The sequence below is a fragment of the Aeromonas allosaccharophila genome, assembly GCF_016026615.1.
GTDB lineage: Bacteria > Pseudomonadota > Gammaproteobacteria > Enterobacterales > Aeromonadaceae > Aeromonas > Aeromonas allosaccharophila.
On sequence record NZ_CP065745.1, the window covers coordinates 2852864 to 2873103 of the forward strand.

General features: G+C 59.0%; 19 protein-coding genes. 6 read left to right on the forward strand and 13 right to left on the reverse strand.

The features are described from left to right. Nucleotides 1-69: 69 nt before the first annotated feature. A complete protein-coding gene (gene srmB / locus I6G90_RS12935; protein ID WP_197927805.1) occupies nt 70-1293 on the forward strand; it encodes an ATP-dependent RNA helicase SrmB in 1224 nt (407 codons plus the stop codon). 72 nt (nt 1294-1365) lie between these two features. Here the strand turns inward: srmB and I6G90_RS12940 are convergent, their stop codons facing one another. Genes I6G90_RS12940 through rnr form a run of 4 tightly spaced genes read right to left on the reverse strand, consistent with a single transcriptional unit; the run spans nt 1366 to nt 5594 of the window. Beyond that, nucleotides 1366-1821, reverse strand: coding sequence for a GNAT family N-acetyltransferase (locus I6G90_RS12940; RefSeq protein ID WP_197927807.1), 456 nt, complete (start codon nt 1819-1821; stop codon nt 1366-1368). Between the two features lie 56 nt (nt 1822-1877). Further along, complete coding sequence (locus I6G90_RS12945) at nt 1878-2447, reverse strand: Crp/Fnr family transcriptional regulator (RefSeq protein WP_197927809.1); 570 nt, start codon at nt 2445-2447, stop codon at nt 1878-1880. Between the two features lie 7 nt (nt 2448-2454). After that, the gene (gene rlmB, locus I6G90_RS12950; RefSeq protein ID WP_042062953.1) at nt 2455-3204 is read right to left on the reverse strand and encodes a 23S rRNA (guanosine(2251)-2'-O)-methyltransferase RlmB; all 750 of its coding nucleotides are present in this window, start codon (nt 3202-3204) and stop codon (nt 2455-2457) included. Next, nucleotides 3201-5594: a ribonuclease R gene (rnr, locus tag I6G90_RS12955; RefSeq protein ID WP_042062952.1), complete on the reverse strand. Its 2394-nt coding sequence runs from the start codon at nt 5592-5594 to the stop codon at nt 3201-3203. The genes rlmB and rnr overlap by 4 nt, the downstream gene beginning before the upstream one ends. Before the next feature lie 134 nt (nt 5595-5728). Between rnr and I6G90_RS12960 the strand changes: the two genes are divergently transcribed. Beyond that, a complete protein-coding gene (locus tag I6G90_RS12960) occupies nt 5729-6751 on the forward strand; it encodes a GGDEF domain-containing protein (RefSeq protein ID WP_042062951.1) in 1023 nt (340 codons plus the stop codon). Between the two features lie 130 nt (nt 6752-6881). Here I6G90_RS12960 and ompA read toward each other — a convergent pair whose 3' ends face one another. Both ompA and I6G90_RS12970 read right to left on the reverse strand, forming a co-directional pair. Continuing rightward, nucleotides 6882-7919, reverse strand: coding sequence for a porin OmpA (ompA, locus tag I6G90_RS12965; protein ID WP_197927811.1), 1038 nt, complete (start codon nt 7917-7919; stop codon nt 6882-6884). A 267-nt stretch (nt 7920-8186) separates the two neighbouring features. Then, nucleotides 8187-9224 (reverse strand): SGNH/GDSL hydrolase family protein, encoded by a 1038-nt coding sequence (locus I6G90_RS12970; RefSeq protein WP_042062948.1) that lies wholly within the window; start codon nt 9222-9224, stop codon nt 8187-8189. Between the two features lie 254 nt (nt 9225-9478). On the opposite strand from I6G90_RS12970, the gene I6G90_RS12975 reads away from it, so the two are divergent. Next, the gene (locus I6G90_RS12975; RefSeq protein WP_197927813.1) at nt 9479-9865 is read left to right on the forward strand and encodes a YgiW/YdeI family stress tolerance OB fold protein; all 387 of its coding nucleotides are present in this window, start codon (nt 9479-9481) and stop codon (nt 9863-9865) included. Between the two features lie 85 nt (nt 9866-9950). Here the strand turns inward: I6G90_RS12975 and mltC are convergent, their stop codons facing one another. From mltC to mutY, 3 genes are all read right to left on the reverse strand, one after another. After that, nucleotides 9951-11054: a membrane-bound lytic murein transglycosylase MltC gene (gene mltC, locus I6G90_RS12980; protein ID WP_111806250.1), complete on the reverse strand. Its 1104-nt coding sequence runs from the start codon at nt 11052-11054 to the stop codon at nt 9951-9953. A 119-nt stretch (nt 11055-11173) separates the two neighbouring features. Further along, nucleotides 11174-11446, reverse strand: a complete 273-nt coding sequence (locus tag I6G90_RS12985) for an oxidative damage protection protein (RefSeq protein WP_058056466.1) — start codon at nt 11444-11446, stop codon at nt 11174-11176. 8 nt (nt 11447-11454) lie between these two features. Further along, nucleotides 11455-12507 carry an A/G-specific adenine glycosylase gene (mutY, locus tag I6G90_RS12990; protein ID WP_197927815.1) on the reverse strand — a complete coding sequence of 351 codons (1053 nt, stop codon included), beginning with the start codon at nt 12505-12507 and terminating at the stop codon, nt 11455-11457. Nucleotides 12508-12744: 237 nt separating this feature from the next. Here mutY and I6G90_RS12995 point away from each other — a divergent pair, with 237 nt between their 5' ends. Further along, entirely contained in the window at nt 12745-13983 is a 1239-nt protein-coding gene (locus I6G90_RS12995) for a multifunctional CCA addition/repair protein (RefSeq protein ID WP_197927817.1), read from the forward strand. Nucleotides 13984-14100: 117 nt separating this feature from the next. Here the strand turns inward: I6G90_RS12995 and I6G90_RS13000 are convergent, their stop codons facing one another. Beyond that, entirely contained in the window at nt 14101-15699 is a 1599-nt protein-coding gene (locus I6G90_RS13000) for a BCCT family transporter (RefSeq protein ID WP_197927819.1), read from the reverse strand. A gap of 9 nt (nt 15700-15708) precedes the next feature. Further along, the gene (locus I6G90_RS13005) at nt 15709-16236 is read right to left on the reverse strand and encodes a hypothetical protein (RefSeq protein WP_197927821.1); all 528 of its coding nucleotides are present in this window, start codon (nt 16234-16236) and stop codon (nt 15709-15711) included. Nucleotides 16237-16399: 163 nt separating this feature from the next. Between I6G90_RS13005 and I6G90_RS13010 the strand changes: the two genes are divergently transcribed. Further along, entirely contained in the window at nt 16400-16879 is a 480-nt protein-coding gene (locus I6G90_RS13010; protein WP_021231719.1) for a MarR family winged helix-turn-helix transcriptional regulator, read from the forward strand. Between the two features lie 71 nt (nt 16880-16950). On the opposite strand, the gene I6G90_RS13015 is transcribed toward I6G90_RS13010, so the two are convergent. Continuing rightward, a complete protein-coding gene (locus I6G90_RS13015; protein WP_182969802.1) occupies nt 16951-17532 on the reverse strand; it encodes a YjaG family protein in 582 nt (193 codons plus the stop codon). A 162-nt stretch (nt 17533-17694) separates the two neighbouring features. On the opposite strand from I6G90_RS13015, the gene I6G90_RS13020 reads away from it, so the two are divergent. After that, nucleotides 17695-18639 (forward strand): D-2-hydroxyacid dehydrogenase, encoded by a 945-nt coding sequence (locus I6G90_RS13020; RefSeq protein WP_058052328.1) that lies wholly within the window; start codon nt 17695-17697, stop codon nt 18637-18639. Between the two features lie 72 nt (nt 18640-18711). Here I6G90_RS13020 and mepM read toward each other — a convergent pair whose 3' ends face one another. Beyond that, on the reverse strand, nt 18712-20049 hold the full coding sequence (gene mepM, locus I6G90_RS13025; RefSeq protein WP_042656426.1) for a murein DD-endopeptidase MepM: 1338 nt from the start codon (nt 20047-20049) through the stop codon (nt 18712-18714). Nucleotides 20050-20240: the final 191 nt, after the last annotated feature.

The following is a 20240-nucleotide window of genomic DNA, read 5'->3' on the forward strand; positions in this document are numbered from 1 at the left end:
CACTCACCAATAGGAGCCGACGAGATAATCGCCTATAATCTGCCGTTTCCTTAATGACCGAGTATTGCCATGAGCCAGTCCTTTGATGATTTCGACCTGCACCCCGCCCTCAACCGGGCCTTGGCCGAGATGGGATTCACCCGCCCCACCACCATCCAGCAGATGGTGCTGGAGCCAGCCCTGGACGGCCGCGATATTCTGGCATCCGCTCCGACCGGTACCGGCAAGACCGCCTCTTTCCTGCTGCCAGCACTCCAGCACCTGCTGGACTTCCCGCGCCGCAAGCCGGGCCCCTGCCGCATGCTGATCCTGACCCCGACCCGCGAGCTGGCGCTGCAGGTGACCGCCCACGCCAAGGCGCTGGCGGTGCACACCAACCTCAGCATCGAGACCATCATCGGCGGCGTCAGTCATGAAGAGCAGTTGCCTGCCCTGACCAAGACCACCGACATCGTGGTCGCCACCCCGGGTCGTCTGCTCGAGTACATCGAGAAAGAGGAGTTCGAGAGCCACGACATCGAGGTGCTGGTGCTGGACGAAGCGGACCGCATGCTGGACATGGGCTTTATCAAGGATGTGAACCGCATCGTGGCCGAAGCGCGCTATCGCAAGCACACCATGCTGTTCTCCGCCACGCTTGAAGGAGCTGGCCTTGAGAAGTTCGCCAACGAGATCCTCAACGATCCGGTCGAACTGCACGCCGAGCCGCCCCGCAGCGAACGTCGCCCGATCACCCAGTGGGTGCATCTGGCCGATGATGCCGCCCACAAGCTGGCGCTGCTGATCCATATCCTGAAAGATCCGGAAACCCAGAAAGCCATCGTCTTCGTCAAGACCCGCGAGCGTCTGGCGGAGCTCTCCGGCCAGCTGCAGGCTGCGGGCATCCCGTGCGCCTGGATCCGTGGCGAGATGGAGCAGAGCAAGCGCGTCGAGTCGATCCGCAAGTTCCACGCAGGGGAAGTGCCCTTCCTGATCGCGACCGACGTTGCCGCCCGTGGCATCGACCTGCCCAACGTCAGCCATGTCATCAACTATGACATGCCCTACGGTACCGACGTTTACGTCCACCGTATCGGTCGTACCGGTCGCGCTGGCAACCGTGGCTGCGCCATCAGCCTGGTAGAAGCCCACGACATGGCGATGGTTGCCAAGATCGAACGCTACACCGAGGAGCGCCTCAAGCGCCGGGTCATCGACGAGCTGCGCCCGAAACACAAGGAAGCGCGAGTACCGGTGAAGAAGAAAAAGCCGGTCGACAAGAATAAGTCCGCCAAGAAGAAAAAGAAGAAGTAATCGCCAAGCGCTAAAGAGAAGGGCCATCCCACGGGATGGCCCTTCTGCATGCGGTATCACCTTGCCTGATGGTCAGGCCACGGCTCTGCGCATCCCCATATGGGGGATATCATCTTCGACATACCCCTCCCCTTCAGCCACAAAACCGTGCTGGCCATAGAAACCCTGCAGATGGGCCTGCGCGCCTAGCCAGATGCTGTGAGTCGGCCAGCGGGCCTCGCAGGCTGTCACCGCCTCGCCAATCAGCTGGTGACCGAGGCCACCGCCACGCGCTTTGGGCGAGGTGACCACCCGGCCGATGGCGGCACCGCTCTCATCACCGATACCGGGCGCCATGATCCGCGCGTAAGCAGCAAGCTGTTCGCCCTGATAACCGAGTAGGTGCCAGACCCCCTCGCGGCGATCCAGCCCATCCAGATCCTGGAAGGGGCAGGTCTGCTCCACCACGAACACCTCGGCCCGCAATGCCAGCAACTCGTACAACTCGTCAGTGGTCAGTTCAGACCAGGGTTTCAGGATCCAGTTCATCGGCGACTCCTTATCAATTCGGCCTGCCAGCATAATCTTGACGCCAGCGCCCTGCATTAACCTTTGTTAAGTTCTTTCAGTCGTTTGCGAATGCGGCTCAGGCTGATGGGAGTAATGCCGAGATAGGCGGCGATCTGGTGATCCGGCACTCTGGCATCCAGCGCGGGGAAGTATTTCAGAAAGTGCTGATAGCGGGCCTGTGGACTCCCGGTCAGCAGCAACAGCTCCTTCTCCTCCTTGATGCGCAGCTGTACCTCCAGCAGATGTCGGTACCAGATTGGCCAACAGCAGAGCTGACGCAGGTCGGTCAGCTGGAACAACTGCAAGCGGCAGGGTTCTAACGCCTCCACGCTGTAGCGCGCGGGGTCACCACTGAGCAGGTGGTGGAAGTCGAGAAACTCGTCCCCCTCCCAGTAGAACTCCTTGATGTACTCGCGGCCATCCGCCAGCACCACTTTGGCCCGCAGCAGCCCCTGCTCCACTCTGACCAGCAGATCCGGGCTATCGCCGGCATGCCAGAGGCAAGATCTGGGGGGCAGGGTCAGCGAGCGGGCAAAAGAGAGGAGGCGCGCGGCCTCCTCTTCATCTGCGACCTGCGCCCAACTGAAGGGAGGTCTGTCGGTCATCACGGCATTAACTGCGGCGTTGACGCACGGCTTCGAACAGGCAGACGCCGGTCGCCACCGAGACGTTGAGGCTGGATACCGCCCCCGCCATCGGGATACTCACCAATTCGTCGCAATGTTCACGGGTCAGACGGCGCATCCCCTTGCCCTCTGCGCCCATCACCAGCGCCATCGGGCCGGTCAGCTTGGCTTGATAGACATCGTGATCCGCCTCACCGGCAGTGCCGACGATCCAGACGCCGCGATCCTTCAACTCCCGCAGACTACGAGCCAGATTGGTGACCTGGATCAGCGGCACCACTTCGGCGGCGCCACAGGCGACCTTGCGTACCACCGAGGTCAGGCCGGTAGCCTTGTCCCGCGGCACGATCACCGCATGGACCCCAGCCGCATCGGCGCTGCGCAGGCAGGCACCGAGGTTGTGCGGATCAGTCACGCCATCCAGCACCAGCAGGAAAGGCTGGGTCTGTTGTTCGGCCAGACTGTCCAGCAAACTGGCCAGATCGTGCTCGGCCAGCTTGGGCGCTTCGATCACCTTGGCCATGATGCCCTGGTGATTGTTGCCCTCGGCTTTATCATCAAGCGTCTTGCGGTTCACGCTCTGCACCTTGAGACCGAGGGATTCAAGCTCGGTCAGCAGGGGTTGCAGCCGGTCGTCATCGCGCCCCTTGAGGGCCCACACTTCGATGAAACGCTCCGGGGTGCGCTCCAGCAGCGCGGATACAGCGTGAATGCCGTAGATCAGTTCAGTACTCATTTAGTGCTCTTGGCCTTATCGCGAGCGTTTTTGCTCGGTCGTCTGTTGCTGGGCTTGGCGCGGCCACCCTTGTCGGATTTGCCGTGATCCTTGCCCTCTTTGCGTTTTTCGTGGCGCTGGGCGCTCTTGGCCTTCTCTTTCTTGATTTCGGCCTGCTTGCGCGCCATCTCTTTGGCATTCTTGCCGGTGGCCTTGAGCGGCTCTTCCACCATCACGAAGTCGATCTTGCGATCGTCCAGGTTAACGCCCATCACCTTGACCCGCACCTTGTCACCCAGACGGTAGCGACGGCGGAAGTTCTCGCCGATCAGCTGCATGTGCAGGGGATCAAACTGGTAGTAGTCGTTGGTGAGGGTGCTGACGTGGACCAGACCATCGATGTGGATCTCCGCCAGACGGACGAAGAAACCAAAGCCGGTGACGCTGGCGATCACGCCGTCGAACTCGTCACCCACGTGATCCAGCATGTACTCGCACTTGAGCCAGTCGGCTACGTCGCGGGTCGCATCATCGGCACGGCGCTCGGTCATGGAGCAGTGCTCGCCCATCGGGTCCACTTCTTCCAGCTGGTAGTGATAACCACCGCTCGGGGTCCACTTGTGGCGCAGGTTGCCCTGCTGCTCTTTTGCAGTCTGGTACTTGATGGCACGATGCAGGATCAGGTCGGGATAGCGACGGATCGGCGAGGTGAAGTGCGCGTAGGACTTCAACGCCAGACCGAAGTGACCGATGTTGTCAGCCTGATAGACGGCCTGACGCATGGAGCGCAGCAGCATGGTGGAGAGCAGCTCGGCATCCGGGCGCCCTTCAAACTTGGCGGCCAGCTCGGCAAAGTCTTTCGGCTCGGGTTCGAGACCGCCTTTGAGCTCCAGACCCAGTTCGGCCAGGAAGTCGCGAAAACCGGTCAGACGCTCTTCACCCGGACGGTCGTGCACCCGGAACAGGGCAAAGGCTTCGTTCTTCTCGATGTAACGGGCCGCGGCCACGTTCGCCTGGATCATGCACTCTTCGATGATCTTGTGGGCATCGTTGCGCACCAGCGGCACGATCTGGTCGATCTTGCGCTGGGCGTTGAAGATGAAACGGGTCTCTTCGCTCTCGAACTCCACCGCACCACGCTGGTGACGGGCGTGCTTGAGCGCCTTGTAGAGGTTGTTGAGCTCTTCGATATGGCCCACCAGCGGATCATATTGCTGACGCAGCTTGGGATCACCATCCAGAATGGCCGCGACCTTGCTGTAGGTCATCCGCGCATGGGAGTTCATCACCGCTTCGTAGAACTTGTAACCGGACATGCGGCCAGCGGCGGAGATGGTCATCTCGCACACCATGCAGAGACGGTCAACCTGCGGGTTCAGGGAGCACAGCCCGTTGGAGAGCACCTCCGGCAGCATGGGCACCACGAACTCGGGGAAATAGACCGAGTTGCCGCGCTGATAAGCTTCAGCGTCCAGCGCAGTGCCGGGCTTCACGTAGGCGGAGACATCCGCAATGGCAACCCACAGGCGCCAGCCGCCGCCACGCTTGGCTTCACAGAAGACGGCGTCATCGAAGTCGCGGGCATCTTCCCCGTCAATGGTGACCAGCGGCAGGGCACGCAGGTCGATACGACCCTCTTTGGCTTTTTCCGGCACCTGTTCGCCGAGACCGGCAACCTCCTTGGTCACCTCCTCTGGCCAGGTATGCGGGATACCATGGGTACGCAGGGCGATCTCGATCTCCATGCCCGGGGCCATGTTCTCGCCCAGCACGTCCAGTACGGTACCGACCGCGTTGATGCGGGAGTTGGCGCGCTGGTTGATGCGCACCACCACGACCTGGCTCTGGCGAGCACCCTTGTTTTCACCTTCAGGGATGATGATGTCCTGACCGATACGGCTGTCATCCGGCACCACGAAACCGACACCGTTCTCGACGAAGTAACGGCCGACGATGTCTGCCTCACGGGGCTTGAGCAGGCGCACCAGACGTGCTTCCTGACGACCCTTGCGGTCAATCTCGGTCGGCTGCACCAGCGCATAGTCACCGTGCATCAGGCGCTGCATCTCGCGGTTGTTCAGATACAGATCCGGTCCACCACCTTCCGGGCGCAGAAAACCGAAACCATCTTTATGGCCGAGTACATACCCTTTGACCAGATTCAGGCGATCCGGCAGGGCGTAACATTGGTTGCGAGTGAATACCAGCTGCCCATCGCGCTCCATGGCGCGCAGACGACGGCGCAAAGCTTCCAACGGCTCTTCGTCAGTCAGCTTGAGTGCCTTGGCCAGCTCTTCGCGGGACATCGGCTTTTCATGACCCTTGATGAGTTCGAGGATCAGCTCGCGACTGGCGATGGGGTTTTCGTATTTTTCGGCCTCGCGTTGGAGGAAAGGATCTTTTTGAGACATAAGCAGGCCTTAGGGTAGGTAATAACCCAGCCATTATATCGAAGGGGGGGGCGAATGGCATCCATCGGCTGCCTTTTGGCCAATCTCTCTGTCATACTATCTTCAGTTCGCTGGCATGATGAGACACGGAACTCATGAGTAAGGACACGTTTGCCCAATCTGCCGCCTATCTCAAGCAGGCGGTACCCTTGATGATCAAGTACCAGATCCCCACGACGCCGGACAATTACCACCTGTGGTACAACTATGTCTCGGCCAGCATGCCCGAGCTCAACCAGGCGATCGATCAGGCCGTCAAGCTGCAGGGAACCTGCTCGCTCACCACCTGCGAACGGCTCTATCACCAGTATCTGGCCGCTCAGGATGAGAAGCAGATGGAGGCAATGAAACTGAGTCTCGCCGCCATGGCCAACGAGCTCGGTCACTCCATGCAGGACGCCATCTCCGATACCGGCATGTTTCAGGAGATGCTCGACAAGAGTTTTGACAAGCTCAGCCGCATCGATGACGAGGGCTTCAGCCTGGAAGACACCATGGGGATCCTGCGGGAGCTGGTGCGCGAATCGCGGGACGTGCGGATGTCGACCATGCACTTTCGCAATCAAATCAGCAATGCCGAGAAAGAGATCAAGGAGCTGCGAGCGGCACTCAACGAGACCCGCAAGCTGGCCAACGAAGATGCCCTCACCAGCCTGCTCAACCGGCGCGCCTTCGATCTGGAGCTGGAAGGGCTGATCCGCAGCCAGCATCCCTTCTCACTGATCCTGACCGATATCGATCGCTTCAAGAACTTCAACGACGAATATGGCCATCTGCTCGGCGATCAGGTACTGCGTGCCTTCAGCAAACGGCTGCGTGACGCCTGTCAGGAGGGGGTGACCGCTTATCGGATCGGCGGAGAAGAGTTCGCCCTGCTGGTTCCCCATCGCGCTCTGGCACTGGCCAGACAGATGGCGGAAAGCATGCGCCGGGCCATCGAGCGGATGTCGATTCTGGATCGCAAGTCGGGTCGTCGTATCGACCATATCACCGCCTCGTTTGGCGTGGGTGAGTTCAACGGTCAGGAGAGCGCGGACTGTCTGGTCGAACGTACCGACAAGCTGCTCTACAAGGCCAAGGAGCTCGGCCGCAACCGGGTGATGCCGCTGCCGTCCTGATAATGCACCCTTCATAACGCCTTGCTCCGCGAAACGAAAAAGCCAGTCAGATCAAATGACTGGCTTTTTTTGCATTTCACAACCAACGAGGCGGCCTTGTCACCGCCCCGCAAGAGGCTGGTTCAGCAGATTATTGCTGAGCCTCGGCAACCCCTTCTACCTTCACTTCAACACGACGATCCGGTGCCAGGCAGACGATCAGCTCACGCTTGGATTTGCTGACACAGCTGTCGCCGGCAACCGGTGAGGATTTACCACGCCCTTCTACATTGATCTTGGCGGCCGGGATCCCTTTACCAACCAGATAGTTGGCGACGGTCTGGGCACGCTGCTCGGAAAGCTTCTGGTTGTAGGCATCGGAACCGATACGGTCAGTGTGACCAATCACGGTTGCTACACCATCCTTGGGTCGTGCCTCTTCAATCTGGGTATAGAGGCTATCCAGCGCCTGACTAGCCTCTGGCTTGAGAGTCGCCTTGTTGAAGTCAAACAGCACGTCGGAGCTCAGGGTGAACTGCTTCTCAACCATAACAGGCGCGGGAGCAGGTTCCGGAGCCGGGGCGGGCGCCACAGGGGCAACCTGACCAAAGCGATAAACCGCCGCCAGCGACAGCAGGCCGTTATCCATTCTCACGCCGGTGTCATCACGGTCGCCATACGGTGTGGTGTACTGGTACTCCAGGCGAGCAGCCCAGTCGAGGTTGAATGCATACTCGGCACCCAGTGCGCCGACCATGACAAAGCGGCTGTCATCTTTGTAGACATCGCTCTTGGTATCAGCCCAACCATAACCGCCACCGACACGACCATACAGATCCAGATTATCGGTAACCGGGAAACCCAGTTTCAGGGTCAGTTGAGCCAGCTGTGCAGTCACCTCATCGCTAAAAGCAGCACCGCTCTTCACTGCGTCGTATTTATATTTGCCCAGGTAGTCGTAACCCAGCTCCAATCCCAGATTCTGGTTGATCTGATAACCGCCAAACACGCCTGCACCCAAGGCATCGTTGGTCTCATTGCCAAGCGTCAGGGCATTGCTTTCATCAATGCCGTAGAAGTTGGACCAACCCAGTTTGGCACCGCCATACCAGGTGTTGTCCTGACCGGCAGCCTGGGCATTGGCCGCCAGCAAGCCGGTAACCAGCAAGGTAATCAATGTTTTTTTCATGTCTGAGCCTCTGCAACTTTATGTAGGAGGAGGTTGATTGATATCACCTCGTCTTATAGGTGCAACCACCCAAAAAGCGATCGCAGCATATCAACGTTAGCCTATTTTCAAGTCACTGATATCAATTAACAAAAAACACTGTAACGCAAGTGTGTTACAAAAACAGCAACAAATGTTTGTTATTTGAACTAAGTGTGACGCAAAAAGACGCATTGATCTGGGCTCGGGGGAGAACAGGGGCCAGCAGCATGCTGGCCCTGTGAGGTATCAGTGACGAACAAACTCGTAGTTCCGGTCAATAAAATCAGCCACGCGCTGACTCAGTGCCGTGTGCACGGTTTTGGTCGGATGCACCTGATCCCAGAACATATGCTCGTTGCAGTTGAGGGCTGCGGCACTACGTTTTGCCTGCGGGCTCACCACCGCCTGCGCCAGGATCGGGTTACCGGCGATCGCCACCCTCTCGGACAGACTCAAAGCCGGAGCCGGGGCAACCTCGGCGGCGCTACCGGAGAAGGGCTTCCACATGTAGCCGCCGTCATAACAGGCGTGCTCGGTGTCGCTCAGGCCAAACAGCTGGGGATCGCGCACCATCTCGTCAAACTGTTTGTCGACCTCGAACAGCTTCACAATGCCAAGGGGGGCCAGCTCGCGGGTGAGGTTCTGCAGCCGCTGGTTGTGGTAGCTGGCCACATGGCGCACCTTCTCCACCACCTTCATGCTGCGGGCCGACGGGGTCTGCCCCAGATCCGGGATGTTGAACAGCAGGATCTGCTGCGCACCGTTGAGAACCAACCGGTTGGATGCCAGCCGGATGGTATCGATCACCCGATCCGCATCCCGCTCGGTGTTCCAGCCATAGGCCAGATAGTCATTGGCACCGACCCAGATCACCACCAGATCATCGGGGCGGAACTTGTCCTTTTTCAGGAATTGATCGATCTCGTAATCGAGGTTGTTGATCACCTGATATTTTGGATCCCAAGACCAGAAACCGAGCCAGCCGTTGAGGGCGCCTAGATGGTTATATGCCACCGCCGTCGCGCCGCCTTCCGCCTCGTTGGCCACGACCAGACCGGGGAAATGCTGGTCACGCAACTGCTCCAGCCACACCGGGCCATTGCTGAAGCGCCCGTTGAAGTAGGGTGGGCTGGAGGGGAGATACCCCCGCATCTTCTTGTACATCTTGCCGGTGTCGGAGAGGCTGTCACCAAACATCACGACCCGGGAAAAAGGCTGGCGTCCCTCTGCCGCTTGCGCGGTCAATGCCATTAACCCCAATAAACAAACAAGCCATTTTTTCATATTGTTATGCTCTTCGATTAAGCAGGTGAGACCTGCGGACTTCCCCTCGAATGGCGGCAAGCACGGGAAGAGTCTGCCACCACTGACTTCTGGTGAAGGCGACAGATTACAGTTCCAGATGAAATCACACATGTTCCATCACCGATGAAATCGCTTGCGCTCACAAAACAGACAATCACAGCTGCGTATTTCTTTCACGCTTGTTTCACGCCCCGCGCGGCACAATGCCCTCATACCAACGACAGGAGTATGAAATGAACAAGGTAAGCGCAAGCGTAATCGGACTGTTGACCCTGATGTCTGTCTCCTCTTTTGCCATGGCGGCCTATACCGGCCCGCAGGAGCAGAACAAGGTCTCCGTTGCTCAACTGAAAGATCTGGCCGATGACAGCTGGGCCACGCTGGAAGGGAAACTGGTCAAGCACCTGGGCGGCGAGAACTATCTGTTCCGCGATGCCAGCGGTGAAGTGGAGGTCGAAGTGGATCAGGATGTGTGGCGCGGCACCGAAGTGGGCCCGGACGATCTGATCCGCATCCGTGGTGAAGTGGACCACAGCTGGAACAAGACCGAAGTGGAAGTGAAAACCCTGGAGAAAGTGGGCGCAGCGCCGCAGACCAAGGGCGGCTTTATCGCCAAATAAGGCAACTTCACCGACGAACTGGCCAGACGTAAAAAGGGCGCTTGCTATCAAGCGCCCTTTTGCATGGTTAACGCAGCGTCACCGCTTAACCGGCCCGACCAGAAAAGGTTCTTTTGAACCCCTTCTCGGCCTGGTTGACCTTGTAGAGGTAACGGCGCGCCTCCTCTTTGGGATGCTGCTCGGTCAACACCTGATAGACAGCCTCGGGGGAAAGCTGGTTGATCCGGCCCGGCGCCGCCTTGCGATCGCTGGAGAAGGTGTTGAGCACCCCGCCAGCGCCACCGTTATAGGCGGAGATCACCGCATAACGACGGGAGCGCGGGTCTTCGATATCCGCCAGATAGACGGTCTGCAACAGGTGCAGATAGGCGGTACCGACATCGATGTTGTAGGCCGGATTGAACAGCTCCTCCCGGGTCGGCTGGCCATTCTTGCCCTTGACCCGCACATAGACGTCACGACCGGCAGTGGCCGGAATCACCTGCATCAGGCCATAAGCATTGGCATGACTCACCGCATAGGGGTTGAAGCTGCTCTCGGTCTTGATCACCGCATAGATCAGACTCTCCGGCACGCCGTATTTGCGCGACGCTTCCCGAATAATCCCCGCATACTTGTAGCCCCGCCTGTCTTCATGGTTGGCCACCATGGGAATATCGACGAAGAAGATGGTACGAATACCCAGGGTACGCTTCTTCATCGCCGTGCTGAGCAGGTAGTCGGCATAGCGTTCGGCGCGCCAGGAGGCGCGAATTGGCTGGCGCTGATTATCCAGCACCTGACCGTAGAGGAAAGGCTCGCCGCCGGTCAGGATTTCCCGATCGGAGTAAAGATCCACTTCGGCCGGATCATCCGGGGTCAGCAGGGTCTCGATGATGGCGCGACGCAGATGCGCACGCGGATCGACGCCAGAGACCGTCTCCACCATGATGTGGCCGCTGGAGAAGTCGATGTGGGCCCGACTCTTGTACTGATCCGTGTATTTGACGTAGTCAAACTTGCCCGCAAACAGCGCCTCCCGCCCCCATATCTCGTTCACGTTATGGGAGAGCGCGCTGATCATGTGTTCAAAACCGCGGATGTCCTTGCCGTTGACCAGATCATCATCCTCACTCCCGCTGGGCTTGGGGGAGGATGAGCAGGCAGAGAGAAACAGCAGGGTGCACAGCAGCCAAAAAATTCGGCCCATAGGATCCTCAAACCGGGCAGCAGAGCTGCCCATCATTCATTTGCTGCGACTTCAGGAGCGGTCACGCCAGCCAGTGGCGCCATGCCCGCTCCGGTTCACACGAACAACAGCCGGAGAGCTTACTTGGCAGGCGGGGTGTAACCTTCGATCTGCACTTCACCCGCGTCAAACAGGTAGCTGACCATCTCTTTTTCCAGCAGTTGGCGATGCTCAAGATTCATCATGTTGAGCTTTTTCTCGTTGATCAGCATCACCTGCTTCTTCTGCCACTCGGCCCAGGCTTCCTTGCTGATGTTGTCAAAAATCCGCTTGCCGAGCTCACCGGGATAGAGTTGAAAATCCAGACCCGGGCCCTCTTTTTTCAGGCGTTGGCAAAATACAGTACGGCTCATGTTGACCTCTATGGTTGTAACTCTGGATAGGCGAGCAGACGGGCCGTGGCGGCCGCCAGCCCCACCTCGGCAGGATGGCGTAAGTTATACCAGAGTCGGTTATCTGCTTCCATGAGCCGCAGCGGCTGCGCCTCATCAATGTCAATCAGCAGCGGCTGAATATCGAGATGGAAGTGGCTGAAGGTATGGCGAAAACCGGCCAGTTCACGATAACCGTGATGGCTCAGGCCGAGGGATGCCAGCAGACCATCCACCTCCGCCAGCGAGGCCACCTGCGGGAAGCAGTAGAGCCCGCCCCAGATCCCCTGCGGCGGCCGCTTCTCCAGCAGCAACTCATCGCCATGGCGGATCAGCAGCATGATGCCATCGCGGGCCGGAATGCTCTTTTTCGGCTTGCTGTTGGGATACACGGTGGGCTTGCCTTGCGACAGCCCCTGGCAATCTGCCCGTACCGGACAGCGATCACAGGCTGGCTTGCTGCGGGTACAGATCGTCGCCCCGATATCCATCATCGCCTGATTGTATTGCGCCACCCCCAGCTTGGGAGTGAGCCGGATGGCAATCTCCCACAGCTCGTTCTCCACCTGTTTCTGGCCGGGCCAGCCCGGCAGCGCCAGCCAGCGGGTGAGAACCCGCTTCACGTTGCCATCAAGGATGGCGTGGGGCTGACCCAGAGAGAGCGACAACACGGCCCCGGCGGTTGAGCGACCAATCCCCGGCAGCGCCATCACCTCGTCAAAGCGCTCGGGAAAGAGGCCGTGGTGGTGATCGCGGATCTGCTGGGCCGCCTTATGCAGGTTGCGGGCCCGGGCGTAGTAGCCCAGCCCGGTCCAGTGGTGCAGCACCTCGTCTACGGGGGCATCGGCCAGCGCCACCACATCGGGGAAGCGCGCCATAAAACGCTGGTAATAGGGGAGCACGGTAGCGACCTGAGTCTGCTGCAGCATGATCTCCGAGACCCAGACCCGGTAAGGGGTCTTCTCCTGCTGCCAGGGCAGGGTTTTGCGGCCATGAAGCTGGTACCACTCCAGAACCCGGCTTGCGAAGGTTGATTGATTCACGTTGTTCTCATGTCGTTGATATAAGGGGAACTCTGCGGTTCCTTTGGCTCATCTGGCCAGCGCGGGCATAACACCATCACGCAACACAGCGCCAGCTGTCTGGTGCGGCAGCGTAAGGCCTCGTCCCGCCCAAGTCAAAGCCACGCTGACTGGCGCTGCGGCCAGGTGGTGGTCAGGCAGCAAAGCGGTAACAAAGACGATATACTCGGCCCCACAATTGATGACGGGAGAGACGGTTTGCAGACTTATCTGGTTGGGGGCGCAGTGCGGGATCGCCTGCTGGGATTGCCGCAGGGAGACAGGGATCATCTGGTGGTCGGCGCTACCGTGGAGCAGATGCTGGCGCTGGGTTTTACCCAGGTCGGTCGCGACTTCCCGGTGTTTCTCCACCCCAAAACCCAGCAGGAGTATGCCCTCGCCCGTACCGAACGCAAACAGGGTCAGGGCTACACCGGCTTTGTCTGCCACGCCGCCCCCGATGTGACGCTGGAGCAGGATCTGCTGCGCCGGGACCTCACCATCAACGCCATCGCCGAAGATGATCAGGGAGAGCTCCATGATCCCTACGGTGGCATTGAGGATTTGGAAAAGCGGCTGCTGCGCCACGTCTCCCCCGCCTTTGCCGAAGACCCGCTGCGCATCCTGCGGGTCGCCCGCTTCGCCGCCCGCTTCCACGCCCAGGGCTTTACCATCGCGCCGGAGACACTCGCCCTGATGAGCGAGATGACGGCCGCCGGCGAGCTGGCCCACCTCACGCCGGAGCGGGTCTGGAAGGAGCTGGAAAAAGTGCTGCTGGGGCCGACCCCGCAGATCTTTATCGAGGTGCTGCGCCAGTGCGGCGCCCTCAAGGCGCTGTTCCCCGAAATCGATGCGCTGTTTGGCGTGCCCGCCCCGGCCAAGTGGCACCCGGAGATCGACACCGGCATCCACACCCTGATGGTACTGGAGCAGGCGTGCCGGATCTCCCCCGAGCTGACGGTGCGCTTTGCCGCCCTCTGCCACGACCTTGGCAAGGGGATCACCCCCAAAGAGTTCTGGCCCAGCCATCACGGTCACGGTCAGAAGGGGCTGCCGCTTATTCGCGCCCTGTGCGAGCGGTTCCGGGTACCCAACGAGTGCCGGGATCTGGCGCTGCTGGTGAGCGATCTGCACACCCACATCCACATCGCTTTTGAGCTCAAGCCCGCCACCCTGCTCAAGGTGTTCGACAAGGCAGATGCCTGGCGCCGCCCCGAGCGCTTTTCCCAGCTGCTGGATGCCTGCCGCGCCGACTTCCACGGCCGCACCGGTTTCGAGGAGCGGGTCTATGCCGAGCCGGACTATGTGGCCGAGGCGCTGGCTGCTGCCCAGGCGGTGCCGGTGAAAGAGATAGTAGCGGCCGGTTTCAAAGGAGAAGAGATCAAGGAGCAGCTCGCCAAAAAGCGCACCGATGCCATCAGCCGCATCAAGGATGAGTGGACTTTTATCGAGGAGTAACTTAGGCCCCATAACAGACGGCCGCCCTGATGATGAGCTCCGCAAGGAGAGCATCGCCAGGGCGGCCGTTTTGCATTCAGATTTATATGTGAAGGGCGCTAACCCCTGCTGATGCCGTTATGCCGGACCAATTCGCTCCATCAGGCTCATATGGGATGAGCCATCATGGCGCTTGAGGTTCTGACGATATTCGAACTGGCGCTGGCTCTCCTGCTTGAGTCCCAGCATCAGCGAATAGCACATCGCCAGCATGATCACCGAAAACGGCAGCGCGGCTATGATGCTGGCTGCCTGCAAAGCTGCCAGGCCGCCGGAGACCAGCAGGATGGCGGCAACCAGCCCCTGTCCCAGCCCCCAGATGGCGCGGTGCAGCACCGGCGGCTCCTGATCACCGATGGAGAGCAGGGTGGTGATGACCAACGTACCCGAGTCACTGGAGGTGATGAAGTAGGTACAGATGAGCAGGGTCAGCACGGCCTTGGCGATCCAGCCGAAGGTATCCCAGTGCAGCAGCTCGACCGTCTTGTAGAGCGCCAGCGTCACATCCTGATTGACCGCAGCGACCACACCGCCACCGCCAAACAGCTCCAGATTCATCGCCGTACCGCCAAACACGGTGAGCCAGAACATGCCGAGCAGCGAAGGCACCAGCAGCACGCCAAGCACAAACTCGCGAATGGTGCGCCCTTTGGAGATGCGGGCGATAAACATGCCGACAAACGGCGCCCAAGCAATCCACCAACCCCAGTAAAACGCCGTCCAGCTCGACTGCCAAGCAGAAGTGCCATTGGCCTCGGTGTTGGTCCAGAAGCTCAGTTTGACGATGTTCTGCAGGTAATCACCGATGTTCTGCACATAGGCGTTGAGGATGTAGGTGGTCGGCCCCAGCACCAGAAAGAGGCCCAGCACGAAGACACTCAGCCAGATATTGAGCTCGGAGAGAATCTTCACCCCGCGCCCGACCCCGGAGACCGCCGACAGGGTGGCGATCAGGCTGATACCGCCAATCAGCCAGAGCTGGTTGGACTGCGACACCGCCATACCAAACATCTGGTTGAGGCCGGTATTCATCTGGGAGACCCCCAGACCAAGGGAGGTCGCCACCCCGAACACGGTGCCGAACACGGCCAGCACATCGGCTGCATGGCCCCAGAAACCGTATATCCGCTCGCCGAGGATAGGGTAAAGCACGGAGCGAATAGCCAGCGGCAACTTGCGACGATAACTGAAAAAGGCCAGCGACAGGCCAACGATCACATAGATGGCCCAGGGGTGCAGGCCCCAATGGAAAAAGGTGAGGCGCATGGCGATCTGGGCCGCTTCCGGGGTCATCCCTTCGGTAATGAACGGATTGCCCTGCAGATGGTTCATCGGCTCGGCGATGCTCCAGAACACCAGACCGATACCCATGCCCGCGCTAAAGAGCATGGAGAACCAGGCGAAGTAGCCGAAATCCGGTACCTGGTCGTCGTCACCCAGTCGGATGCTGCCAAAACGGCTGAACATCAGGTAGACAGCGAAGAACAGGAACAGGGCGACTACCAGAATGTAGTACCACTTGAACCCGGCAATGATCTGATCCTTGGCACCGACAAACCAGGCGGCCGCGGTATCGGGAACAAATACGCCAAACAGCAAAAACAGGGTGATCACGGTGAGGGCCGTCATGGCCATGGTGGGATTGAGGCCTTTCAATAGCCCTTTGCTTGCTCGCATCCAGCCTCCTTAGTCGTTGTTGAAAAAGTCTTCGCCCACATGATCACCGGCACCGCCGATGGCGCGATAGACCAGTTTGCCGGCCGCCTGCTCGCGGTGATCCACCAGCGAAACCGAGGGTTGGCCGTTCACGGCGTGACGCTTGCCAAGGAAGATGGCCATGGGGACGCCCAGATTGGAGACACCGCTGGTGATCCAGAGCCGGTTGAAATCGTAGGAGCCACCGATGAACTCCAGCTGAGCCAGGCCAGTATCGAGGCCGGTCAGATAGAAGTTCATGGCACTTTCGTCAGGAAAGAGGTGCACCAACACATAGGCGTAGCGCAATTCATTCACCAACTCCTTTAGGTTGAAAGTACCTGTATCACTACAGGAGAGCGGCAGTTCGCCATCATAGTGGTGCACCTTGAGGGTATTGGGGTCCTCTTCATAGGCAGGCTGATAGCGCACAAAAGCCGAGGTATCAGGCAGTTCATAGCGCACTCTGACCACGCGTAACTCGGCCACCAGAGACTTGATATCCAGCTCGTTGTTCATCATTTCGCTCCTCAAATGTCAGGGTGAATTCCGTGAAATGCCCGACAACCTAACACAAAATTAATTAGAGCAGAAATGATTACAGCAAAAACCATATTGACCTTGTGACGAATTAGGCGGAAAATTTTGCGCCTCTCCATAGCCCTCCAATGACGCACACCCCATGGAAAAACATGATGAAGTGCTGGTCGCCCTGCGCCAGATTATTCGTGCCATCGACATGCACTCCAGGCGCCTGATCAAAGAAGCCGGGCTCACCTCCCCGCAACTCTTGCTGCTCAAAGGGATCGATGAGCTGGGACAGATCTCCATGCGCCAGCTGGCCGATCACACCAACATGAGCCAGGCTACCGCCACCACCATCATGGACCGATTGGAGAGCCGCCAACTGGTGCAGCGCGTTCGCAGCAATACCGACAAGCGCAAGGTTCACGCGACACTGACTGACGCAGGCCGCGCCCTGCTGGCCCAGGCCCCCACCCCGCTGCAAGAGCGCTTCATCCAGCGTTTTCAGGCGCTGGAAGCGTGGGAACAGACCCTGCTGCTCTCCTCCCTGCAGCGCATCTCCGCCATGATGAATGCCGACGAAATCGACGCTGCCCCGGTGCTGAGCGTCAGACCCCTCACCGAAGAGCAGGCATAAACTACTGAACAATTTCAGGCATAAAAAAAGCTCCCGAACGGGAGCTTTTGTCTATCAGGAGCTGGAGAGAATTACTCTTCCAGGCTGATCCCGATATTGGAGACGCCATCCTGAGAGGCGAATGTTCTGATAGCCAGGATACGATCGCTATCGCGTTCATGGGCAACCCGTTTGAGCAGTTCAACCTGGAACTCCAGCTCTGCTTCCATGTACTCGTGCTCGTAGAGCTCCTCTTCGGTCAGATCCCGCTCTTCCAGCAGCTCGATAAAACCGGCCACGGTACCGACTGACGCGTGGCTGGCATCGTTGGCTTCTTCGCCAACCCGGCAGATCACCGAGTTGTAGGCGCAGCCCAGCGCAACACAGGCATCCAGCGCGGGATAGGCGCCGTAGGATTCAAACTTGCGGGGATCCGGAATGTGAGACTCGAACTCTTCGAGAATGGCACCCAGATTGACCCGGGATCCCTTGACGGTGAGGTAGACCCACAGCTGATCCAGCGCATGCCGGAAGGCGCTTGCATTGCCAAAGCCGGAAGCCTGACAGAACAGGGCATAGTTGGGGTACATGCGCTCTGCCAGCGCCAGGGTGTAGACGGTCTGTTGCCAAGGCTGTAGCTCGGCCAGTCGCTTATAAAACTTGTCACCAAACACTGGAGTCGGATCCTTTGCAAAATGTGGGGCAGATTGTAGCCCACGAGGGGCGCGGCGAAAACGAAAAAGCGCCCTGGTCGGCTATGTTGCGAGATGAAGTCAGGTAAGATGGGACGAAAGCGGCATCTTGTTGCGCCGCAAATTCTGATAAGGAACAAGAGTATGAGCCAACGTACCCTTCTTTTGCTCAGCCAGGATAATGCTCACTACGAACGGCTGCTCAAGGCCGCCAACCTCCCCCATCTGCGCATTCTGCGGGCCGATAATCCGGGCGATGCCGAGAAACTGATTGGCGAAGCCCATATTCTGATGGCCGAACCGGCCCGCGCCAAACCACTGCTGCCCAAAGCCAACAAGCTGAGCTGGTTCCAGTCAACCTATGCGGGAGTCGATGTGCTGCTCGACCCTGACAGTCGCCGCGACTATCAGCTCACCAATGTGCGCGGTATCTTCGGCCCGCTGATGAGCGAGTATGTCTTTGGTCATCTGCTCAGCCTGATGCGCCAAATCCCTCTTTATCGGGAGCAGCAGAAGCAGCGGCTGTGGCAAAGCCACCCCTATCAGGGCCTCAAGGGGCGCACCATGCTGATCCTGGGTACCGGCAGCATTGGCCAGCATATCGCCCAGACCGGCAAACATTTTGGCATGAAGGTGCTGGGCATCAGCCGCAGCGGTCGGGAGCGGGCCGGTTTTGATCAGGTTTATCAGCTGCCGGCGCTCAACAAGATGCTGGCGCAGGCCGATGTCATCGTTAGCGTGCTGCCAGCCACCCGCGATACCCGTCATCTGTTCAATGCCGCCCGCTTCGAACACTGCAAACCGGGCGCCATCCTGTTCAACGTCGGTCGCGGCAGCGCCGTTCACTCTGGCGATCTGCTCACCGCGCTGCGTACCGGCAAGCTGGCGATGGCGGTGCTGGATGTGTTCGAGCAGGAGCCGCTGCCCGCCGACAGTCCGCTGTGGGGACAACCCAACCTCATCGTTACCCCCCACAACAGTGCCTACAGCTTCCCAGAGGATGTGGCCCAGATCTTTGTGCGCAACTACATCCGCTTTATCGACGGCCAGCCACTGGATGGCAAGATCGACTTCGACAAGGGTTACTGACCCTCACTGCGCATGCAAAAAGGCCCCGCCAATCTGGCGGGGCCTTTTCATTTCAGACAGTGACGACAGGTATCAACCCGCGGCCAGCTCCTTGCGGTAGCTCTTCACCTTGGCGAGGAACTGACGACGCTCCTTGCCGCTCAATGGTTCAGCCATCGGCAGCTTGGCGGTCATGGCATTGACCGGGCGGTTGTTGATCCGCAGCTCGTAGTGCAGGTGAGCACCGGTAGAACGACCGGTATTGCCGGAGAGGCCGATCTTGTCGCCCATCTTCACCCGTTGGCCCGGCTTGACCAGCAGCTTGCTCAGGTGCAGATAACGGGTCGCCAGGGTGCGGCCATGTTTGATAACCACATAGGTGCCTGCCAGCGGGTGGCTGGTCGCCTTCTGGACGACACCGTCACCGGTCGCCAGCACCGGCGTGCCCACCGGCACCGCGAAGTCGGTCCCTTCGTGGGGACGGATCGCACCGGTCACCGGATGCTTGCGCGCGGGGTTGAAATTGGAGCTGATCCGGTAGCGGCTGTGAGTCGGGTAGCGGCGGAATCCGCGCTCCAGACTGTTGCCCTGACCGTCATAATAGTTGCCATCTTCAGCCAGCCAGGCTGACACATTCTTGCCCTGGCTAATCACTTCCACGCCCAGCAGCTGGCTGTTGCCGGTGCTCTTGCCTTCCACCGTCTCCTGGCGGACCAGCACCTTGAACTTGTCGCCCTTCTGCAGATCCTTGGCGAAATTCATTCGCCACTGGAACAGGTTGGCAATCTTCTGGATATGGTTGGCCGGAATGCCCGCATTACGGGCACTGACATAGAAGCTGCCGTTGATCACCCCGTTGTAACGCTGCGGTTGCCACTCGACCTTCTCATTGATCATGGAGGCGGTGTAGGCATCGTCACTGCGCGCCATCACCAGCGTCTGCTTGATGTTCAGGCGGATCTTGAGTTGCTGCAGGATGTTGTCCTGATCGATCAGCAGCTCGATATTCTGGCCCGGCTTGAGGCGCGCCAGATAGTTCTTGTTGTCCGCGTCCAGCACCTTGTAGAGGGTGGTGGTGGAGAGACCGAGATTGTTAAAAATGGCGGTCAGGTTTTCGCCATTGCGAACCCGGTAATCCTGCCACTGGGGGGTGGTATCGACCGGGATGTCGTCATCCGGTGCACTCTGATCAACCAGTTCGTGATCTGGGATTTCGTTAAAGTCGGTGTTGTTTTCGTTGGTTGCCGTACCGGCGGTATCAATGGGCAACTCAAGACGCAGCGGCCGCTCGAGGATGTCCCCCGGAGCTGGCAATAATGCCACTGCTGACAGGGTCATGGCCGTCAGCATCAGCATGGCGTAAAAGTGTTTGCGGGGAACCGGTGGTTCCCAATTGGCAGCCTGTACTACCAAGGGACGGAGACGTTTCATCCGCTATCCTGTATTTAGATCTAAAGAGTGTGAGTTGCGATGTCAGTTGTGACAAAACCGTATAAAACTGTTTGTTGGACAAAAAAAGTTACAAATAGTTCATCGCAATCTGCATGAACCTCACATTTTATGCATAACCCGCCCGGATGGGCAGAAATGATCGTCTTTTTTAACCATTTTTTCCTATTTTT